At 47.9% G+C, this 14,388-nt stretch carries 13 protein-coding genes; 1 reads left to right on the top strand and 12 read right to left on the bottom strand.

The window, feature by feature from the left end:
- Positions 1–32 precede the first annotated feature (32 nt).
- From RCO25_RS28610 to liaF, 7 genes are all read right to left on the bottom strand, one after another.
- The gene (locus tag RCO25_RS28610) at positions 33–1,559 is read right to left on the bottom strand and encodes a sensor histidine kinase (RefSeq protein WP_308999486.1); all 1,527 of its coding nucleotides are present in this window, start codon (positions 1,557–1,559) and stop codon (positions 33–35) included.
- Positions 1,560–1,563: 4 nt separating this feature from the next.
- A complete protein-coding gene (locus RCO25_RS28605; RefSeq protein ID WP_308999485.1) occupies positions 1,564–2,256 on the bottom strand; it encodes a response regulator transcription factor in 693 nt (230 codons plus the stop codon).
- 84 nt (positions 2,257–2,340) lie between these two features.
- Entirely contained in the window at positions 2,341–4,029 is a 1,689-nt protein-coding gene (locus RCO25_RS28600; protein ID WP_308999484.1) for a S1C family serine protease, read from the bottom strand.
- 182 nt (positions 4,030–4,211) lie between these two features.
- Positions 4,212–4,625, bottom strand: a complete 414-nt coding sequence (locus RCO25_RS28595) for a YugN family protein (protein WP_308999483.1) — start codon at positions 4,623–4,625, stop codon at positions 4,212–4,214.
- A gap of 75 nt (positions 4,626–4,700) precedes the next feature.
- On the bottom strand, positions 4,701–5,339 hold the full coding sequence (locus tag RCO25_RS28590; RefSeq protein WP_374992182.1) for a response regulator: 639 nt from the start codon (positions 5,337–5,339) through the stop codon (positions 4,701–4,703).
- 23 nt (positions 5,340–5,362) lie between these two features.
- Positions 5,363–6,397: a sensor histidine kinase gene (locus RCO25_RS28585; RefSeq protein WP_308999481.1), complete on the bottom strand. Its 1,035-nt coding sequence runs from the start codon at positions 6,395–6,397 to the stop codon at positions 5,363–5,365.
- A gap of 6 nt (positions 6,398–6,403) precedes the next feature.
- Positions 6,404–7,423: a cell wall-active antibiotics response protein LiaF gene (gene liaF / locus RCO25_RS28580; protein WP_308999480.1), complete on the bottom strand. Its 1,020-nt coding sequence runs from the start codon at positions 7,421–7,423 to the stop codon at positions 6,404–6,406.
- 271 nt (positions 7,424–7,694) lie between these two features.
- Between liaF and RCO25_RS28575 the strand changes: the two genes are divergently transcribed.
- Positions 7,695–8,990: an ammonium transporter gene (locus RCO25_RS28575; RefSeq protein ID WP_308999479.1), complete on the top strand. Its 1,296-nt coding sequence runs from the start codon at positions 7,695–7,697 to the stop codon at positions 8,988–8,990.
- 69 nt (positions 8,991–9,059) lie between these two features.
- Here RCO25_RS28575 and RCO25_RS28570 read toward each other — a convergent pair whose 3' ends face one another.
- The 5 genes from RCO25_RS28570 to thrS all read right to left on the bottom strand — a co-directional run bounded on the left by RCO25_RS28570 (position 9,060) and on the right by thrS (position 13,842).
- Positions 9,060–9,443, bottom strand: coding sequence for a hypothetical protein (locus RCO25_RS28570; RefSeq protein ID WP_308999478.1), 384 nt, complete (start codon positions 9,441–9,443; stop codon positions 9,060–9,062).
- Positions 9,444–9,523: 80 nt separating this feature from the next.
- The gene (locus RCO25_RS28565) at positions 9,524–10,840 is read right to left on the bottom strand and encodes a methyl-accepting chemotaxis protein (protein ID WP_308999477.1); all 1,317 of its coding nucleotides are present in this window, start codon (positions 10,838–10,840) and stop codon (positions 9,524–9,526) included.
- Between the two features lie 210 nt (positions 10,841–11,050).
- Positions 11,051–11,179 (bottom strand): hypothetical protein, encoded by a 129-nt coding sequence (locus RCO25_RS28560; RefSeq protein ID WP_255314595.1) that lies wholly within the window; start codon positions 11,177–11,179, stop codon positions 11,051–11,053.
- Between the two features lie 61 nt (positions 11,180–11,240).
- The gene (locus tag RCO25_RS28555) at positions 11,241–11,843 is read right to left on the bottom strand and encodes a 3D domain-containing protein (RefSeq protein WP_308999476.1); all 603 of its coding nucleotides are present in this window, start codon (positions 11,841–11,843) and stop codon (positions 11,241–11,243) included.
- A gap of 61 nt (positions 11,844–11,904) precedes the next feature.
- Positions 11,905–13,842 (bottom strand): threonine--tRNA ligase, encoded by a 1,938-nt coding sequence (thrS, locus tag RCO25_RS28550; protein WP_308999475.1) that lies wholly within the window; start codon positions 13,840–13,842, stop codon positions 11,905–11,907.
- Positions 13,843–14,388 lie beyond the last annotated feature (546 nt).

The raw sequence follows: 14,388 nt of genomic DNA, 5'->3' as shown, positions 1-14,388 counted from the left end.
GCACCTGCTTTCTGACCGGATATGCACTATATTTATAATTCCTTCATTTCATCCGTTGCTACTATTATAGACGAATGAGACGTGTCAGAAAAGCTTATTGGCAGCCAAATCGTAAACTTGGTTCCCTTTCCCTCACGGGTCGTCACTTCAACAGAGCCTTGATGCTCGTCAATAATCCACTTGGCGATAGATAAACCGAGACCCGTCCCGACTGTGACGCCCCTCGATTCGTCCGCCCGATAAAAGCGGTCAAAGATATGTGGAATCTCCTCCGGATTCATCCCAATTCCGGTATCTTGGATGACAAAACCGATCTGCTGTTCGTTCCTGATCGCGCTGAGTTCTATCGAGCCCTCTGGCGTATACTTGAACGCATTCTCAATAAATATAAACAGCAGCTGCTGCAAATAGTTATGATTGGCATTTACGCGCATGCCCTCCAGCGCAGAGAGACTTCCTACCTTCCAATCCGCTGTACGAGGTAGCAGCTGCGCACGACGCACAACCTCCTCAGTAAGCGGCATTAAATCAAGCGGCGTCTTCTCCATCGTATAACCTGCGTCAGCCCTTGCGAGCGCAAGCAAATCATTTACGAGCGTGCTCATGCGTGTCGCTTCCGCGGAAATGTCGCTCATCGATTCCTTCGATAATTCCCAGCGATCCAAATCGAGCGGCATCCATTCTCCCGTTTCCGAATCCTGGTTCGTTTCGCGCACCTTCATCCACATGCGCTCCAGAAGCTCGATATTGCCTCTTATTGTCGTCAATGGTGTGCGTAATTCATGAGAAGCATCGGATACGAATCTACGCTGTGCTTTATAAGCTTCATCCAGCTCGTTATAGGCCATCTCCAGGCGTGCGAGCATGACATTCAACGTGCTGACGAGTCTGCCGATCTCATCCTTCGGCCCCATCGCCGGAATGCGGACGCTGAGATCAGAGCCATTCTCGATCTGCTGAGTTGATCGGATAACCCGTTCAATTGGACGCAGCGCCTGGCGGGCAATGAATAAACCTACTGTAAAAGCGATGAAGACAACGACTAAGGAAGAAAATATAAGTATAGTCCGCAGACCGCTCAGGAATCTTTCCTCATTATACGTAAATACGCCAATTTGAAGCAGCCCCACGAGGCTTTTATCCTCTTTTAAAAAGAGCGCCCGTTGATACGTCAGCATGTCATATTTTTTTCCATTAATCTCAACCTTAGTCTTTACAAATCCATCCTTAGGTTTTTTCTCGGCTTCAGGGTAAGGGATGACAAATTGATCCGGGTAATTGTTTGATTGCGTAATGGCTGATTCCTTATAGTTCACGAGCTGGATATAGGTATCCTTTTGGTCGATTCGGAATTGCGGTCCAACAAACAAATCTAGTTTTTTATCGAGAAAATTAGTGGAACCTATAATATCGGTTTTACTATCCTGAATTCGCAGCTGCTCTTTGATTTCCGCATAAGTATTCCAATTCACGAAAACGTAAATGCAAATGCCAAAAACAATCATGGTTACCGCAAGCAAGCTCGAATACCAAAGCGTCAGTCGAAGCCTAATGGACATAAGCTTAACCCGCCTCTCCGCGAAGCACATAGCCGGTGCCGCGAACCGTCTGAATGAGCCGGTTTCTGCCTCCGTCCTCTACCTTTTGGCGCAGCATTGCAATGTATACCTCTAACACATTCGATTCCCCGCTAAAGTCATAACCCCAAATTTTCTCCATAATGGCATCCCGCGTCAGCACTCGGCGCGGGTTCTGCATGAATAGAAGCAGTAAATCGTATTCCTTTGAGGTAAGTTCGATACGGCGTCCAGAACGAATTGCTTCCCTGGCGTCCATGTCCAAAATCAAGTCCTCATACAGCAGCTGATTGCTGGATTGCTCGATTTTATCGGATTTGCGGCGCAGCAATGCGCGTGCGCGAGCTAACAGTTCTTCGAGCGCAAACGGCTTGACCAAATAGTCATCTGCGCCAAGATCCAAGCCTTTCACCCGGTCGATCACATCATCCTTCGCCGTCAGCATCATAATCGGCACTGTGCTTCCGCTCTCGCGCACACGCCGGCAGACCTCCCAGCCGTCCACCTGCGGCATCATCACGTCTAGAATAAGCAAATCGGGCTCCGCTTTAAGCAGTACTTTAAGCCCTTCCATGCCATTCGATGCGGTAGTCACCTCATAACCTTCGAACGCTAGGCTTCTGCGAAGCAAAGAAATGATTTTATCATCGTCATCCACTACTACAATATGCTGTCTCATCTGCTTGTCCCCCTTTATTTGCAGCAAAAAGCACAGAGCATGCTGTCACTCTGCGCTTTTTGTTTTACATCCAATTTCTAAACGTTATTGAGCGCTAGCTGTATTCTTGTCGCCGACCTCAACTTGCAAGTTCATCGCGCTGCCTTTTCGAACGATGTTCAGCTCGATCTTATCGCCGACTTTCTTCGTTTGTATCGCTGCAATCAACTCTTGCGTATTCGCATATTTCTTGCTGTCGATACCCACAATTACGTCGAACTGCTGAAGCTCAGCCAAATAAGCCGGTGAATTATAGTATACGTTACGAACGATAGAACCTTCTACCTTATCCATCCCTAATTGCTTCGCGATATCTGCCGTTACATCCTGCAGCTCGGCGCCAATATAAGGTACAGCCGGTTTAGGAATCGTTTTATTGTTTTTCAAGTTATCCAATACTTCCTGGATCGTGCTCGTTGGAATGGCAAAGCCGATTCCCTGTGCTTGCGAGCTGACTGCTGTATTAATGCCGACAACCTCGCCATTTACGTTAAGCAATGGACCGCCGGAGTTACCTGGATTAATGGAAGCATCCGTTTGCAGCAAGTGCTCGTATTTGCGCTCGCCCTGCGTGTCTTGAATATCGATTGGACGTTCCTTTGCGCTCAGCACGCCAACCGTTACCGTATGGTCAAAGCCGTAAGGATTGCCGATTGCCACTACCCAGTCGCCAATATTGATATTGTCGGAGTTGCCAAGCGGCAGCGTTGGGAATGCTTTATCGCCAGTAACCTTAAGTACAGCAAGGTCTAATTCATAGCTTGAACCAAGCAATTCAGCCGTGAACGGCTTATCGTAGCCTTGAACGATAACCTTGATTTGATCCGATTCGCCAACCACATGCTGATTCGTCAGAATATAGCCGGTGGATTCGAAGAAAAACCCGGTACCGATGCCTGATTGCTGCATTTGGCCTTCTTCATTTTGCGCGTCAGTCTCAGGCTCCGTCGTGCCAGGATAGTCATCCCCAAAAAACTGGCGGAAAAACGAATCATCCAGCATGCTTCCGCTGTTGCTGCGCTTTGCTGTATTCACATACGTTTCGATCTTTACGACCGCTGGACTAGCAGTTTCAAACAATTGCGCGATATTATCCGGTCTAGCTGCGACGGTCGAAGCCGACCCGCTGCCGCTCGTTCCCGCAGTAGCAGCGGATCCTGAGCTTGAACCGTTTGATTGCGTGTTGGTCGCAAGAGCTTGTTCCTTCGTAAACCAATTGTTTAAATCTGCCGTGTACATTAAAGAACCTACTAGGATTACACCTGCTAGAAACGATGCGAAAACGGCTTTAAATGATGTCCGGCGCGTTTCTCTTACCTGCCATGGTCCTTTGGAGGATTGCGGCGAGGGATTGAATGGCCGTATTTGGGATTGCACCGGCGATCGCGGCCTTACTTGTTCCGAATCCGCAAACACCTCTTGCTGTCCATTGGACTGCTGCGCACTAGATGCCTCAGATTGTACATTTTGCGTATTGCCATAGGGCTCGTCTTGAATCAGCTTAGGCTTTTCCGGGTTATAGCTATGATTGGGAGAACTTGTTCCCTCCACAGAGTTAGCTTTAAATGGTCCATACGAATAGTAATAAGATGGCTTGGCCGTTTGCTCCTGTGATTCATTGGAAGCTTCGGGATCTGAACTTTTCCTGTTTTCGCTGCTTTCTGCAGCGCCTTGTTCCTCATCATTTTTCCGGAAAAAATCATCGAATCCCTTTTTGTTGTTTTGATCGTCCATGTACGTTCTCCTCCTTGAATCTTATTGCATCATGCATCCTATTGGCATTCTAACCACGAAGCATGTTAATTGATATAGTTCTATCATGCACATTCTACCTTAAAACAAACTTAAAAGGAATTTAAACAGAAATAAAAAAAACGCTCCAAATTGATTTTGGGAACGTTTTTTTGGATTGGAAATCAATGAGGAAATAGCTGTTCTACATCATGAAGAGCTTCCTTAGCCCGATCGATCCACTTCGGATCTACATGCGCATCAGGATCAGCGGGGGCTTGGAATTGATCGAACAGCGCTCCCACAACGCGTACTGACGCTTCCGGATCATTTCCTTCCCGGTAAAGATGCTTTAGTACATACGGCGTGCCCAGCTTTATCGTCGCTTCATTGTCTGCTTCGCTAACATCGATATGACCGGCTACCACTTCAAACGGAATGCGAAGCCAGACCTTATGCCCTTCATCGAGCGAACGGTCAAAGGATCCCCTATCGTACTCCCAATTGCCGCCAAGTGTAAATCGCTGCGTCTCCAGCAGCTCCTTCGTCTCTAAAAAATGTTGCTCCCGCGACTCCAGCACGGACGAAATCGGTATCATGAAAGCTGCCCCTTTACACTAGCATATTTCGCATCTTATTTTGCTAGTAGGTAGTATGCCCGCCCAATTCTTCCTTTATGTGCGATTCGCCCAGCCCTTGCGATGAGCAAGCACCGCAAGCTGCGTCCGATCATCAAGCTCACACTTCATTAGTAAATTACTGACATGCGTCTTTACTGTCTTAATGCTAATGTGCAGCTCTTCCGCAATTTCTTTATTCGACTGGCCGTCTGCAATCAGAAGCAGCACTTCCTTCTCGCGCTCCGTCAAGCCCTCATCGCCTGATTGTGCCGTCCGCTGCCTCAAACCTCTTGTTAGAGCTTGCGATACATCGGCCGTCATTACCGGCATTCCCTTAAACGCACCGCTAATTGCGTATATGAGTTCCTCCGCCGAGACCGTTTTGAGTACATAACTGACCGCGCCGGCCTCAATCGCTCCATACACCTTGTCATCCTCAAGGAAGCTGGTCAGCATGACGATTTTCATGTCCGGAAATCTAGAGATTATGGCTCTTGTCGTTTCAATGCCGTCCATTCCAGGCATCATCAGATCCATGAGAATGATTTGAGGGTGCTTTTCCTCCGGGCTTGCTTCAAGCAAATCGATTGCTGCCTGCCCATTGCCCGCCTCTGCAATAACATGAAATTTCGGCTCCAGCATCAGATACGTTCGAAGTCCCGTTCTAACCATATCATGGTCATCCACAATCATTATTTTTATTAGCTCAGTTCCGCTCACTGTTCAAGTTCTCCCCTCAGCATTTTAGGAATTGTCACTTTAACTCTCGTACCGCCTCCGGGCTTGCTCCAAATCTCTGCTGCTCCGCCCAGCTTTTGCGCACGCTCCTGCATCGTTGAAAGCCCATAGGAACCTCGCTTGACCTCATCGGCCTTGAAGCCAACCCCATCGTCCTGCAAAATCATAACAACCTGCCGTTCCGTATCCGACAGTGCCAACGTGCATCCGCTTGCTCCTGCATGTTTTACGATATTAGCCATCGCTTCTTGGGCAATCAAGAAAAGCTGATGCTCTTTCGCTTCTGACAAGCGCTCCTTCAATCGCCATTCCAACTCACCCTGCAAATTATTTTGCCGGCAATAGTCCGGAAACCACTTATCGAGTGCCTCGTATAAGGTTCTGCCTTCAAGTTCCATTGGCCGCAGTTGAGCGATAAAATTCCTCATTTGCTTTTGGGCCAAATTCGACATATTTACAAGCTGCTCCAATACAGAATCCGCTCGCTCACGGTCAACAAGCTGCAGCTTAGGAAGTGAAGAGGCACACATATGAATGGCAAAAAGCTGCTGACTTACCGTATCATGCAAGTCTCGTGCGAGACGCTTGCGCTCCTCAAGCACAGCCGCTTCATTAGAAGCTGATTCCGTCATCACATACTCTTCGCCGCGCATCTGCAGCCACTTCATCTTCTCTTCCATTTGCTCCGCCAACTCATTAAATTCCCGGTATACTTCAATGAATGAATTATGTCCGCTCTCCGTAATCCGAACGCCATAATTGCCGTTGGAGGCTTGCTTCAACGACAAATGCAGCGTATCAATACGTCGTCCAATTCGCTGGGCAGCCCAGTAACCGAAAGCTGCGCTCACAAGCAGGAAGACGGAGGCGGCGCCTAAGCGCACTTCCGTCTTTCCCATTTCATCCGCAAGACCGATCCAAGTTACCGCGCCTAGCACGAGCGATACCACTGAGGCAATGACGAACATCCCAATGAGCTCCCACTTCCCGCTCCTCAAAAACCGAACCATCATGCGTAATCACCCAACCTTCGTGACACGCACATCACCGATAAACGTGCTGACGATCAGCTTGATTTTTTTGTCCGTCTCAATATACGAAGGGGACTGGATGTTAATATTCGTAAACAAACCGCCCTCTTTTTGTCCTAAAATCTTCACGTCGCCGATAAAGGCGCTCGATACGACCTGTACGCCAACCTCGTAATCATTAGGTACAAATACTTTCACATCGCCTATAAAGGAAGAAATATGAATTTTCGTTTCACCGAGCGCGACCTGCGCCTTCGTTAAATCCAGCACAGTATCGCCTATGAAATGGGAAATATTAAGCGGTTTTAAATCCCAATAATCATGACCGATATGGATGTCGCCTATGAAGCCCGAGCGTGTCTGCACATTGGAGTCTCCATGGCTCCACCACTCCACATGCTCCTTATGGTTTCGTTTCCATTCCTGCGCATTTTTTTTGAGCTCGGATTTGTGATGATTCTTCCACTCTTTGTATTCCTTTTTACTGTTGGAATAACCTTCATAATGACCTTGCCCAGTGCCTTCTTGCTTAAATTCCTGTTCCGGCGTAGGAATGGGCGTTTTTGTAGGATCAGGATGCAAGGGCGGCGCCGGCGGAACAGATGACTCGTCCGGATAAGGACGGTATGACTTCCAATCATCTGTTGGTGGAGATTGGCGCTTCGACTTTGTCCTCCAAATTAAATTGATACCGATTAAAATAACGGCAACTGGCCAAATATAAGGAACAATATCACCGATAGACCAAGAGAATAATTCTAAATTGCGTCCCAGAAATACACAACCGATTAACAAGACAACGGCTCCCCACCAGCTAGAGCCTGATCCATGCGTCCGGCTGGACAACAAGCCCCGGATGCCGACTATAATGAGGATCACAGGCCAATAGGTAGAAAAAAGATCACCAAAATCAAAGGTCACATGACCTGTTTGCCTTAGCAAAAACAATACGCCAATTCCAATGATGACTAGCCCGGTGAATAACCGGTTTGCGAAATTACCGTTCAAGCGGCCCCAGCTCCTTACGATTCCATCGTGGTTTGATAAGTTTGATAATCTTAGTATAACGGAGTGTAATCCTCAGAAAAAGGGACGACCGATTGAAATCGCAATCAGTCTCTAGACCGAGCATTTGTAGATTCTATCCATTTTAAACCTGACACGCGTCATGTAACATCACTCAGAACGTTGACATAGCTTACTTCTTCTATTTATAATGATGAACGGATTAGGAGATAGAGACAGCTATGCACGACAATAAGGAACAGGAGATGAAGCAATGGACGTTATCGAACTGTCAAAAGGACTGGATACGATCTGGGTCGTTTTGACAGCAGCCATGATCTTGCTCATGGAAGGCGGGTTCGCTTTGCTTGAGGCGGGATTTGTCAGGCAAAAGAATGCCGTCAGCATTATCATGAAGGTGTTTGTCGACATCGCTTTCGGCGCACTCGTTTTTTACTTTTTTGGATTTGCTCTCATGTATGGTCAAGATGCAGGCGGTTTAATTGGCACAACCGGATTCCTCATTAACGGTGACCTGTCGCATATTGAATTAAATATTACTCACGAAACCTATTGGTTATTTCAATGCGCGTTTGTCATCGCGGTAATCTCCATCGTTTCCGGAGCGGTGGCTGAAAGAATCAATTTTAGAGCTTATATTTTATTAACGATTGCCATGACCGGCTTTATCTACCCGCTTGCCGGACATTGGGTCTGGTCAGGCAACGGCTTTCTAGGGAAGCTTGGCATGATCGACTTTGCCGGCTCCGCGGTTATTCATGCTTTGGGCGGTTTCTCCGCGCTCGCGGCAGCCATTTTTATTGGTCCGCGTATCGGAAAGTTCAGTGCGGACGGTAAAGTAAACATCGTTCCGCCTTCAAATTTGCCGCTCGCATCCGTAGGCGCGTTTATCCTATGGTTCGGCTGGTTCGGCTTCAATGCCGGAAGCACGCTCAGCGCAACGAACGGGTCGATCGGCCACATTGCGATCACAACGATGCTATCCGCCGCTGCCGGCGGCGCAACCTGTATCTTATTCACGATGTTCCGCTACAAGAAGGCTGATCCTCCGATGGTCATTAACGGCTCGCTTGCCGGCCTTGTAGGTATTACTGCAGGCTGTGCATTCGTTTCCGATATCGCCGCCATCGGCATCGGCGCCGTTTCGGGAGTTGCAATGGTACTCGTTACGGAATGGCTCGAGAGCAAGCAGGTTGATGATCCTGTCGGCGCCTTTGCCGTTCACGGCGTCAGCGGCAGCATCGGTACCCTCGCAGTCGGTTTATTCGCACTGCCGGAACTAACAGCGGGAGTAGGTAAAGGCTATCATGGTTTATTCTACGGTGGCGGTTGGAACCTGCTTGGTGTGCAAGCGCTTGGACTTGTCATCGTATCGGTTTGGGGTTTCATTCTCACATGGGGAGCGCTTTGGCTTATCCGCAAGGTGATGCCCGTTCGCGTCTCCAAGGATGAAGAGCTTATCGGACTTGATGTCGGTATTCATGGCGTCCCTGCATACAGCCAGGAGCATGATTTCCTCGACGTTGATCAGTTAAGAAACAGTAAATAAACCAAAAGAACCGTCTGAGCCTCAATGGCCTGGACGGTTCTTTTCTTCTCTATATGCATGCGAGCTTAATTATTCGTTCATCTCATTGGCGAGTTCGTAGGATACGGTAACAATATCGGTAGGTGCAGATACATTCTTGATAGAACGGGCACTCTCAATTTCCAAACGGAGCGCACGAACCTTCTCCATTGGTTTTCTAACAAAATGAATATATTCAACAGCCAAGTGATGGTCGGGCTTCTTTCCCGTAAGCATTCTTCTAATTGTAGACATCGATTGATATGCGCGTTCTTCCATCATTCTTCTTTTCTCATAACGCTCAACCATCTGTTCAATTTCGGCTATTTCCTGCTCTTTCTTAGCAACGTAGGCATCGATAAAAGGAAAAACCTCGCCCGCTTTACGATGATGGGCAGCAATTACAAAGCCTGAATGAATGATCGGATCTGTCATGAGAATTCACCTGTCTTGTCATGTTATTATTTCTTACATATATAATAATACAACAAAACAAGGTCGTTGAAAACTGTTTTTTATGAGATGGAAATATCTGCGCCGATCACTCCGACCACTTTGCCTTGCTTGTTATGTATCGGAACGGAAACCGTAAGGCATAGCTGCTTTGTTATTGCCGAAACGTAAACGTCCGACTGAAAGATTTCTCCGGCAATGGCTTTTTTCCACCATTCTCTTCCTTTTGCATTCAGCAAACCCGCCTCTGGCAAAGAAAATATAAAAGAACCATCCAACCGGTTGGACCAAATCGCTTCGATTTCTGTCTTTGCCCGAAGAAGCGAGGAGAGCTTGGCCTCATGCTCTGCTATGTTCAATGCGGTTAATTGGGAATCTGCGGCGGCAATTCGCAGCCATTCTTGAACGCCCGCGACGTTTACCTTAACATCCTGATCAGATCGGCGCATGCCCACTTGCTCGATCGCATGTGTCAAGTCCGAGTATGAACGCTTGAGATTATGGCTGATGCGATTCATATTGCCTATTTGCTCGCGCTGCAGCTGGTTCATTTGAAGAGTACTGTCTACGCTTTGCAGCGTTTCATTTACTGAATCAACGACATCCTTGAGCATTAGCGTGGAATCCGCCATATGATCAGTTTGCAGCTTGCTGGCCATGCTCGTCTGTCCCACCAGCTCGTCAACCTCTGTTATTTTCGAGAAAATCACATCCATTCGGTCTCGGTTGACAGCCATTTCCGCTACGCCGCGCTCGACGGACAGCTTTTCCATATCAACCGCATTCACCACTCGTTTTACCCCATGCTCGATTTGCTCTACGATAGCCGAAGAACGTTTAACGGCTTCGCCGCTCTGCTCGGCAAGCTTCTTGATTTGCTGGGCAACGACCGAGAAACCAAGGCCGTATTCCCCGGCATGCGCAGCTTCAATGGCGGCATTCAGTGCGAGCAGGGAGGTTTGAGAGACAATTTCCTGAATAAATTGATTGATTTCATTTATATGAGAGGTTTGCTCGATCAACTGCCTGATATGCTCATCCATGGAACGGTTATTTTTGTTCAGCTCATTCATAACCTCATCCGTATTGGTTAGCGATCGGCAGACGTCTAGAACGACTTCCTTCGTTTCTTTGCTCTTTTCGTTTAAATGCGAGGATGCACCGCTTATTTGCTCGGCAGCAGAGGCAACCTCCTGCAGCGCCGAAAAGGCTTCCTCTATTCGGTTCATTGCAAGCAAGCTGCTCGATCTGAGCTTCTTCTCGTGCTCCGCGGATACATCGGCAATTTCAGTCAAACGGCTCGCCGAGTGGTCGACCTCGTCTACCGCGGCATTTAATTGATCAGAAATAACGACGGATTCATTTAACAAGCGTGTCATTCGAGCACGCTCCTCCGTCCCTTGTGAGTCCGCTGAATGGATTTTAGGATTGCGTGAAAACCACCTGGTTGTTGCACTCATGTCTGGTTTTTTGCTCCTCTCGCTTGCTGATACAAAATTTCCCTAAATTATATATCAGCATAGGGCAAAAGAAAAGAGGAACCCCGTGGGGTTCCTCTGTAATTACTCGTTTTTGCATAGCAAAAAATGTTACTTCTCAGCTTTTTGTTGAGCTGTGTTTGCCGCTTGTTTGCCAGCAGCGTTATTCTGGTTAAACTCTTCCGCGAATTCTGCATTGTACTGATTGTTTTGGGCTTTATTGTTTTTGTTTTTAGCCATTGTAATTCACCTCCCCGTTCAAAGTTAGTATGGCAATTTCGCCGCGTATTATACAAGTTTTTTACGACTCTAAATACGTCTGCGGAATAGGTTTTCCTGCTTCGATTGCCAGGTTGATTTTATTAAGCCACGCTTGCGAGAGCTTCCCTGTTCCGATTCGAAGCACCTCTACGTGAACCGTTCGCTTGCCCCACTGCTCGTAAACCTGCTTGATCGTTTCAAAATACAAGTCGATGCGTTTTCCTTTAATGGCCGACCCCGTATCCGCCACTACGCCATAGCCGTAGCCAGGAATATAAAGCAGCGTGCCAATAGGAAAAAGCTTCGTGTCCGCAGCGATTGTCGAGACTTGATCCCTGCGCACCTTCACGCCGGAATACGTTATTCCGTACAGCGGATGTCCCGGACGCTTTCCCGTCGATTCCACGCCAGCCGTATAGCCTGTAGCGATTACCTCAACCGTGTTAGACTTTTCCTTTTTGGATACCGCCGTTTTCTTTCCTGAGTTAGCCAAACTAGCACTCTTACTCGCTTCATCGTTTGCCTTTGGCGATGAGGCTTCAGCTTGTGCTGAGCATCTCGTAATATTTAAACCGATCACGATGACAGATATGAGCAGCAACGCGGTAATACCTTTTCTGATATAAAAAAAGCTTGTGACCATCTGGGTTACTTCCTCCTCAGAAGAATAATGCCCCAGTGGCCCAAGCTTTATGCGCTATTTTTTATTGTTCTTTGTTCGCAATTTGCGTTTGGAGCTGAGTAATTAGCTCAGTAACAGGAATTGCTCCCAAGTCGCCTTCGCCGCGTTTACGCACGGATACGGCTTCCGCCTGCATTTCATTCTCGCCAACGACGAGCATGTAAGGCGCTTTCTCCAGCTGTGCTTCGCGAATTTTGTAGCCCAGCTTCTCGTTGCGGAGATCGCTTTCCACTCGAATTCCGTTTTCTTGAAGCTGCTCGGCTACTTTGCGGGCATAACCCTCGTAGGCAGTCGATACCGGTATCACCTTCGCTTGTACAGGAGAGAGCCATAGCGGCAGTGCGCCCGCGAAGTTTTCGAGCAGGAACGCAGTCATTCTTTCCATTGTGCTGATAATGCCGCGGTGGATGACGACCGGACGATGCTTCTTGCCGTCCTCGCCGACATATTCCAGTTCAAAGCGTTCAGGAAGCAAGAAATCGAGCTGTGCAGTCGAGAGCGTCTCTTCTTTGCCCAGCGCCGTTTTAATTTGAACATCAAGCTTAGGTCCGTAGAATGCCGCTTCGCCCTCAGCCTCGAAGAATGGCAGTTCCAGCTCCTCTACAACCTCGCGAAGCATACGCTGAGACATTTCCCACATCTCGTCATTTTGGAAATACTTCTCCGTATCCTTAGGATCGCGGTACGATAGGCGGAAGCGGTATTCTTTAATACCGAAATCCTCGTACACTTTACGGATCAAGTTAACGACACGCGCAAATTCCTCTTTGATTTGGTCCGGACGGCAGAAAATATGAGCATCATTAAGCGTCATTGCACGTACGCGGTGCAAACCAGTGAGCGCGCCCGACATTTCATAGCGGTGCATCGTTCCAAGCTCTGCAATTCTTACAGGCAGATCACGGTAGCTGCGCATATCGCTTTTGAATACCATCATATGGTGAGGACAGTTCATCGGGCGAAGCACAAGCTCTTCGTTATCCATGATCATTTTCGGGAACATATCCTCACTGTAGTGCTCCCAGTGACCAGAGGTTTTGTACAGCTCCACATTCGCCAGCACTGGCGTATAGACATGCTCGTAACCCAATCTTTCTTCCAGATCAACGATGTAGCGTTCCATCGTTCTGCGCAGCTTCGCGCCATTTGGCAGCCACAACGGCAAGCCTTGACCTACCTCGCGCGAGAACGTGAACATTTTCAGTTCGCGTCCCAGCTTGCGGTGATCGCGTTTTTTTGCTTCTTCAAGGAAGTGGAGATGCTCGTCAAGCTGCGCTTTCTTAGGGAAAGCCGTTCCATAAATCCGCTGCAGCATTTTGTTTTTGGAATCCCCGCGCCAGTAAGCACCAGCCACGCTTAACAGTTTAAAGGCTTTGATGCGGCCAGTAGACGGCAAATGTGGACCGCGGCATAAGTCGAAAAATTCACCTTGATCATACATCGTGATAACCGAGTCAGCAGGAAGATCGCGAATGAGCTCCAGCTTCAAATTGTCGTCCAGCTCTGTAAAAATCGCCAGCGCTTCGTCCCTGCTTACAATGCGCCGACGGATATCAAGATTTTGCTGAACGATTTTCTCCATTTCCTTCTCGATCTTAACAAGATCCTCTGGTGTCAAGGATTGCTCCATATCGATATCATAATAGAAGCCGTCCTCAATGACCGGACCGATTCCAAGCTTCACATTTTCATTACCATAAATGCGTTTGATCGCTTGCGCGAGCAAATGAGCTGTACTATGGCGGTATACTTCAAGGCCGTCAGCCGATTCCACGGTTACGATCTCGATTGCCGCGTCAGCATCGATTGGCGTATATACGTCAACTACCTTGCCGTCAATTTTACCCGCAATTGCATTTTTTCGTAATCCTGGGCTGATAGAGCCCGCTACTTCTTCAATCGTAGTGCCAGCAGCATATTCTCTAACTGCGCCGTCCGGCAAAGTGATCTGAATGGCCATTATTGTTCATCCTCCAATTTGTAAATAAGCGAATTGCTGCATTCCGTCTTCACAAGCAAAAAAGAACACAAAAAAAGCACGCATCCCTAAAAAGGGACGAGTGCTTGTGTGCTCGTGGTTCCACCCTACTTCGACTGCGCCAGCCTCTGTAAATCAAGCTTTGCAGTCCTCGTATTATCTGGTAACGGAGATTTCCGGTACAGCATACTGCCGCGGCTTATCTCAATAAATGAGCGCTACGGGTTGGGCCATACAGCTTCAAAGGGGTATATCTGCAGACATTACGGAAGGAAATTACAGCCGAGTTTCCTCTCTCTGGACCAAATATCAAAAGCAGACACATGTCTTTATCATTGCCGATTACAACGTATATGTGTGTCATTATAGCTCGACTTCCTCATTTGGTCAAGGGTACCGCTCGTTTCCTTGTTGTTCTTCTGTGATAATGTCATCCCATAACTGTTCTGAGATAATGTCACTATGGGACAGGAGACAATTACATTGAGCAGAGAAGAAATGAAGAAGGTACTTGTGGTGGGGAAAATC

The organism is Paenibacillus sp. LHD-38 (genome assembly GCF_031157315.1).
In the GTDB taxonomy this organism is placed as follows: domain Bacteria; phylum Bacillota; class Bacilli; order Paenibacillales; family Paenibacillaceae; genus Pristimantibacillus.
The sequence above is the reverse complement of the archived record's forward strand: the minus strand, read 5'-3'. Positions and strand labels throughout refer to the sequence as shown.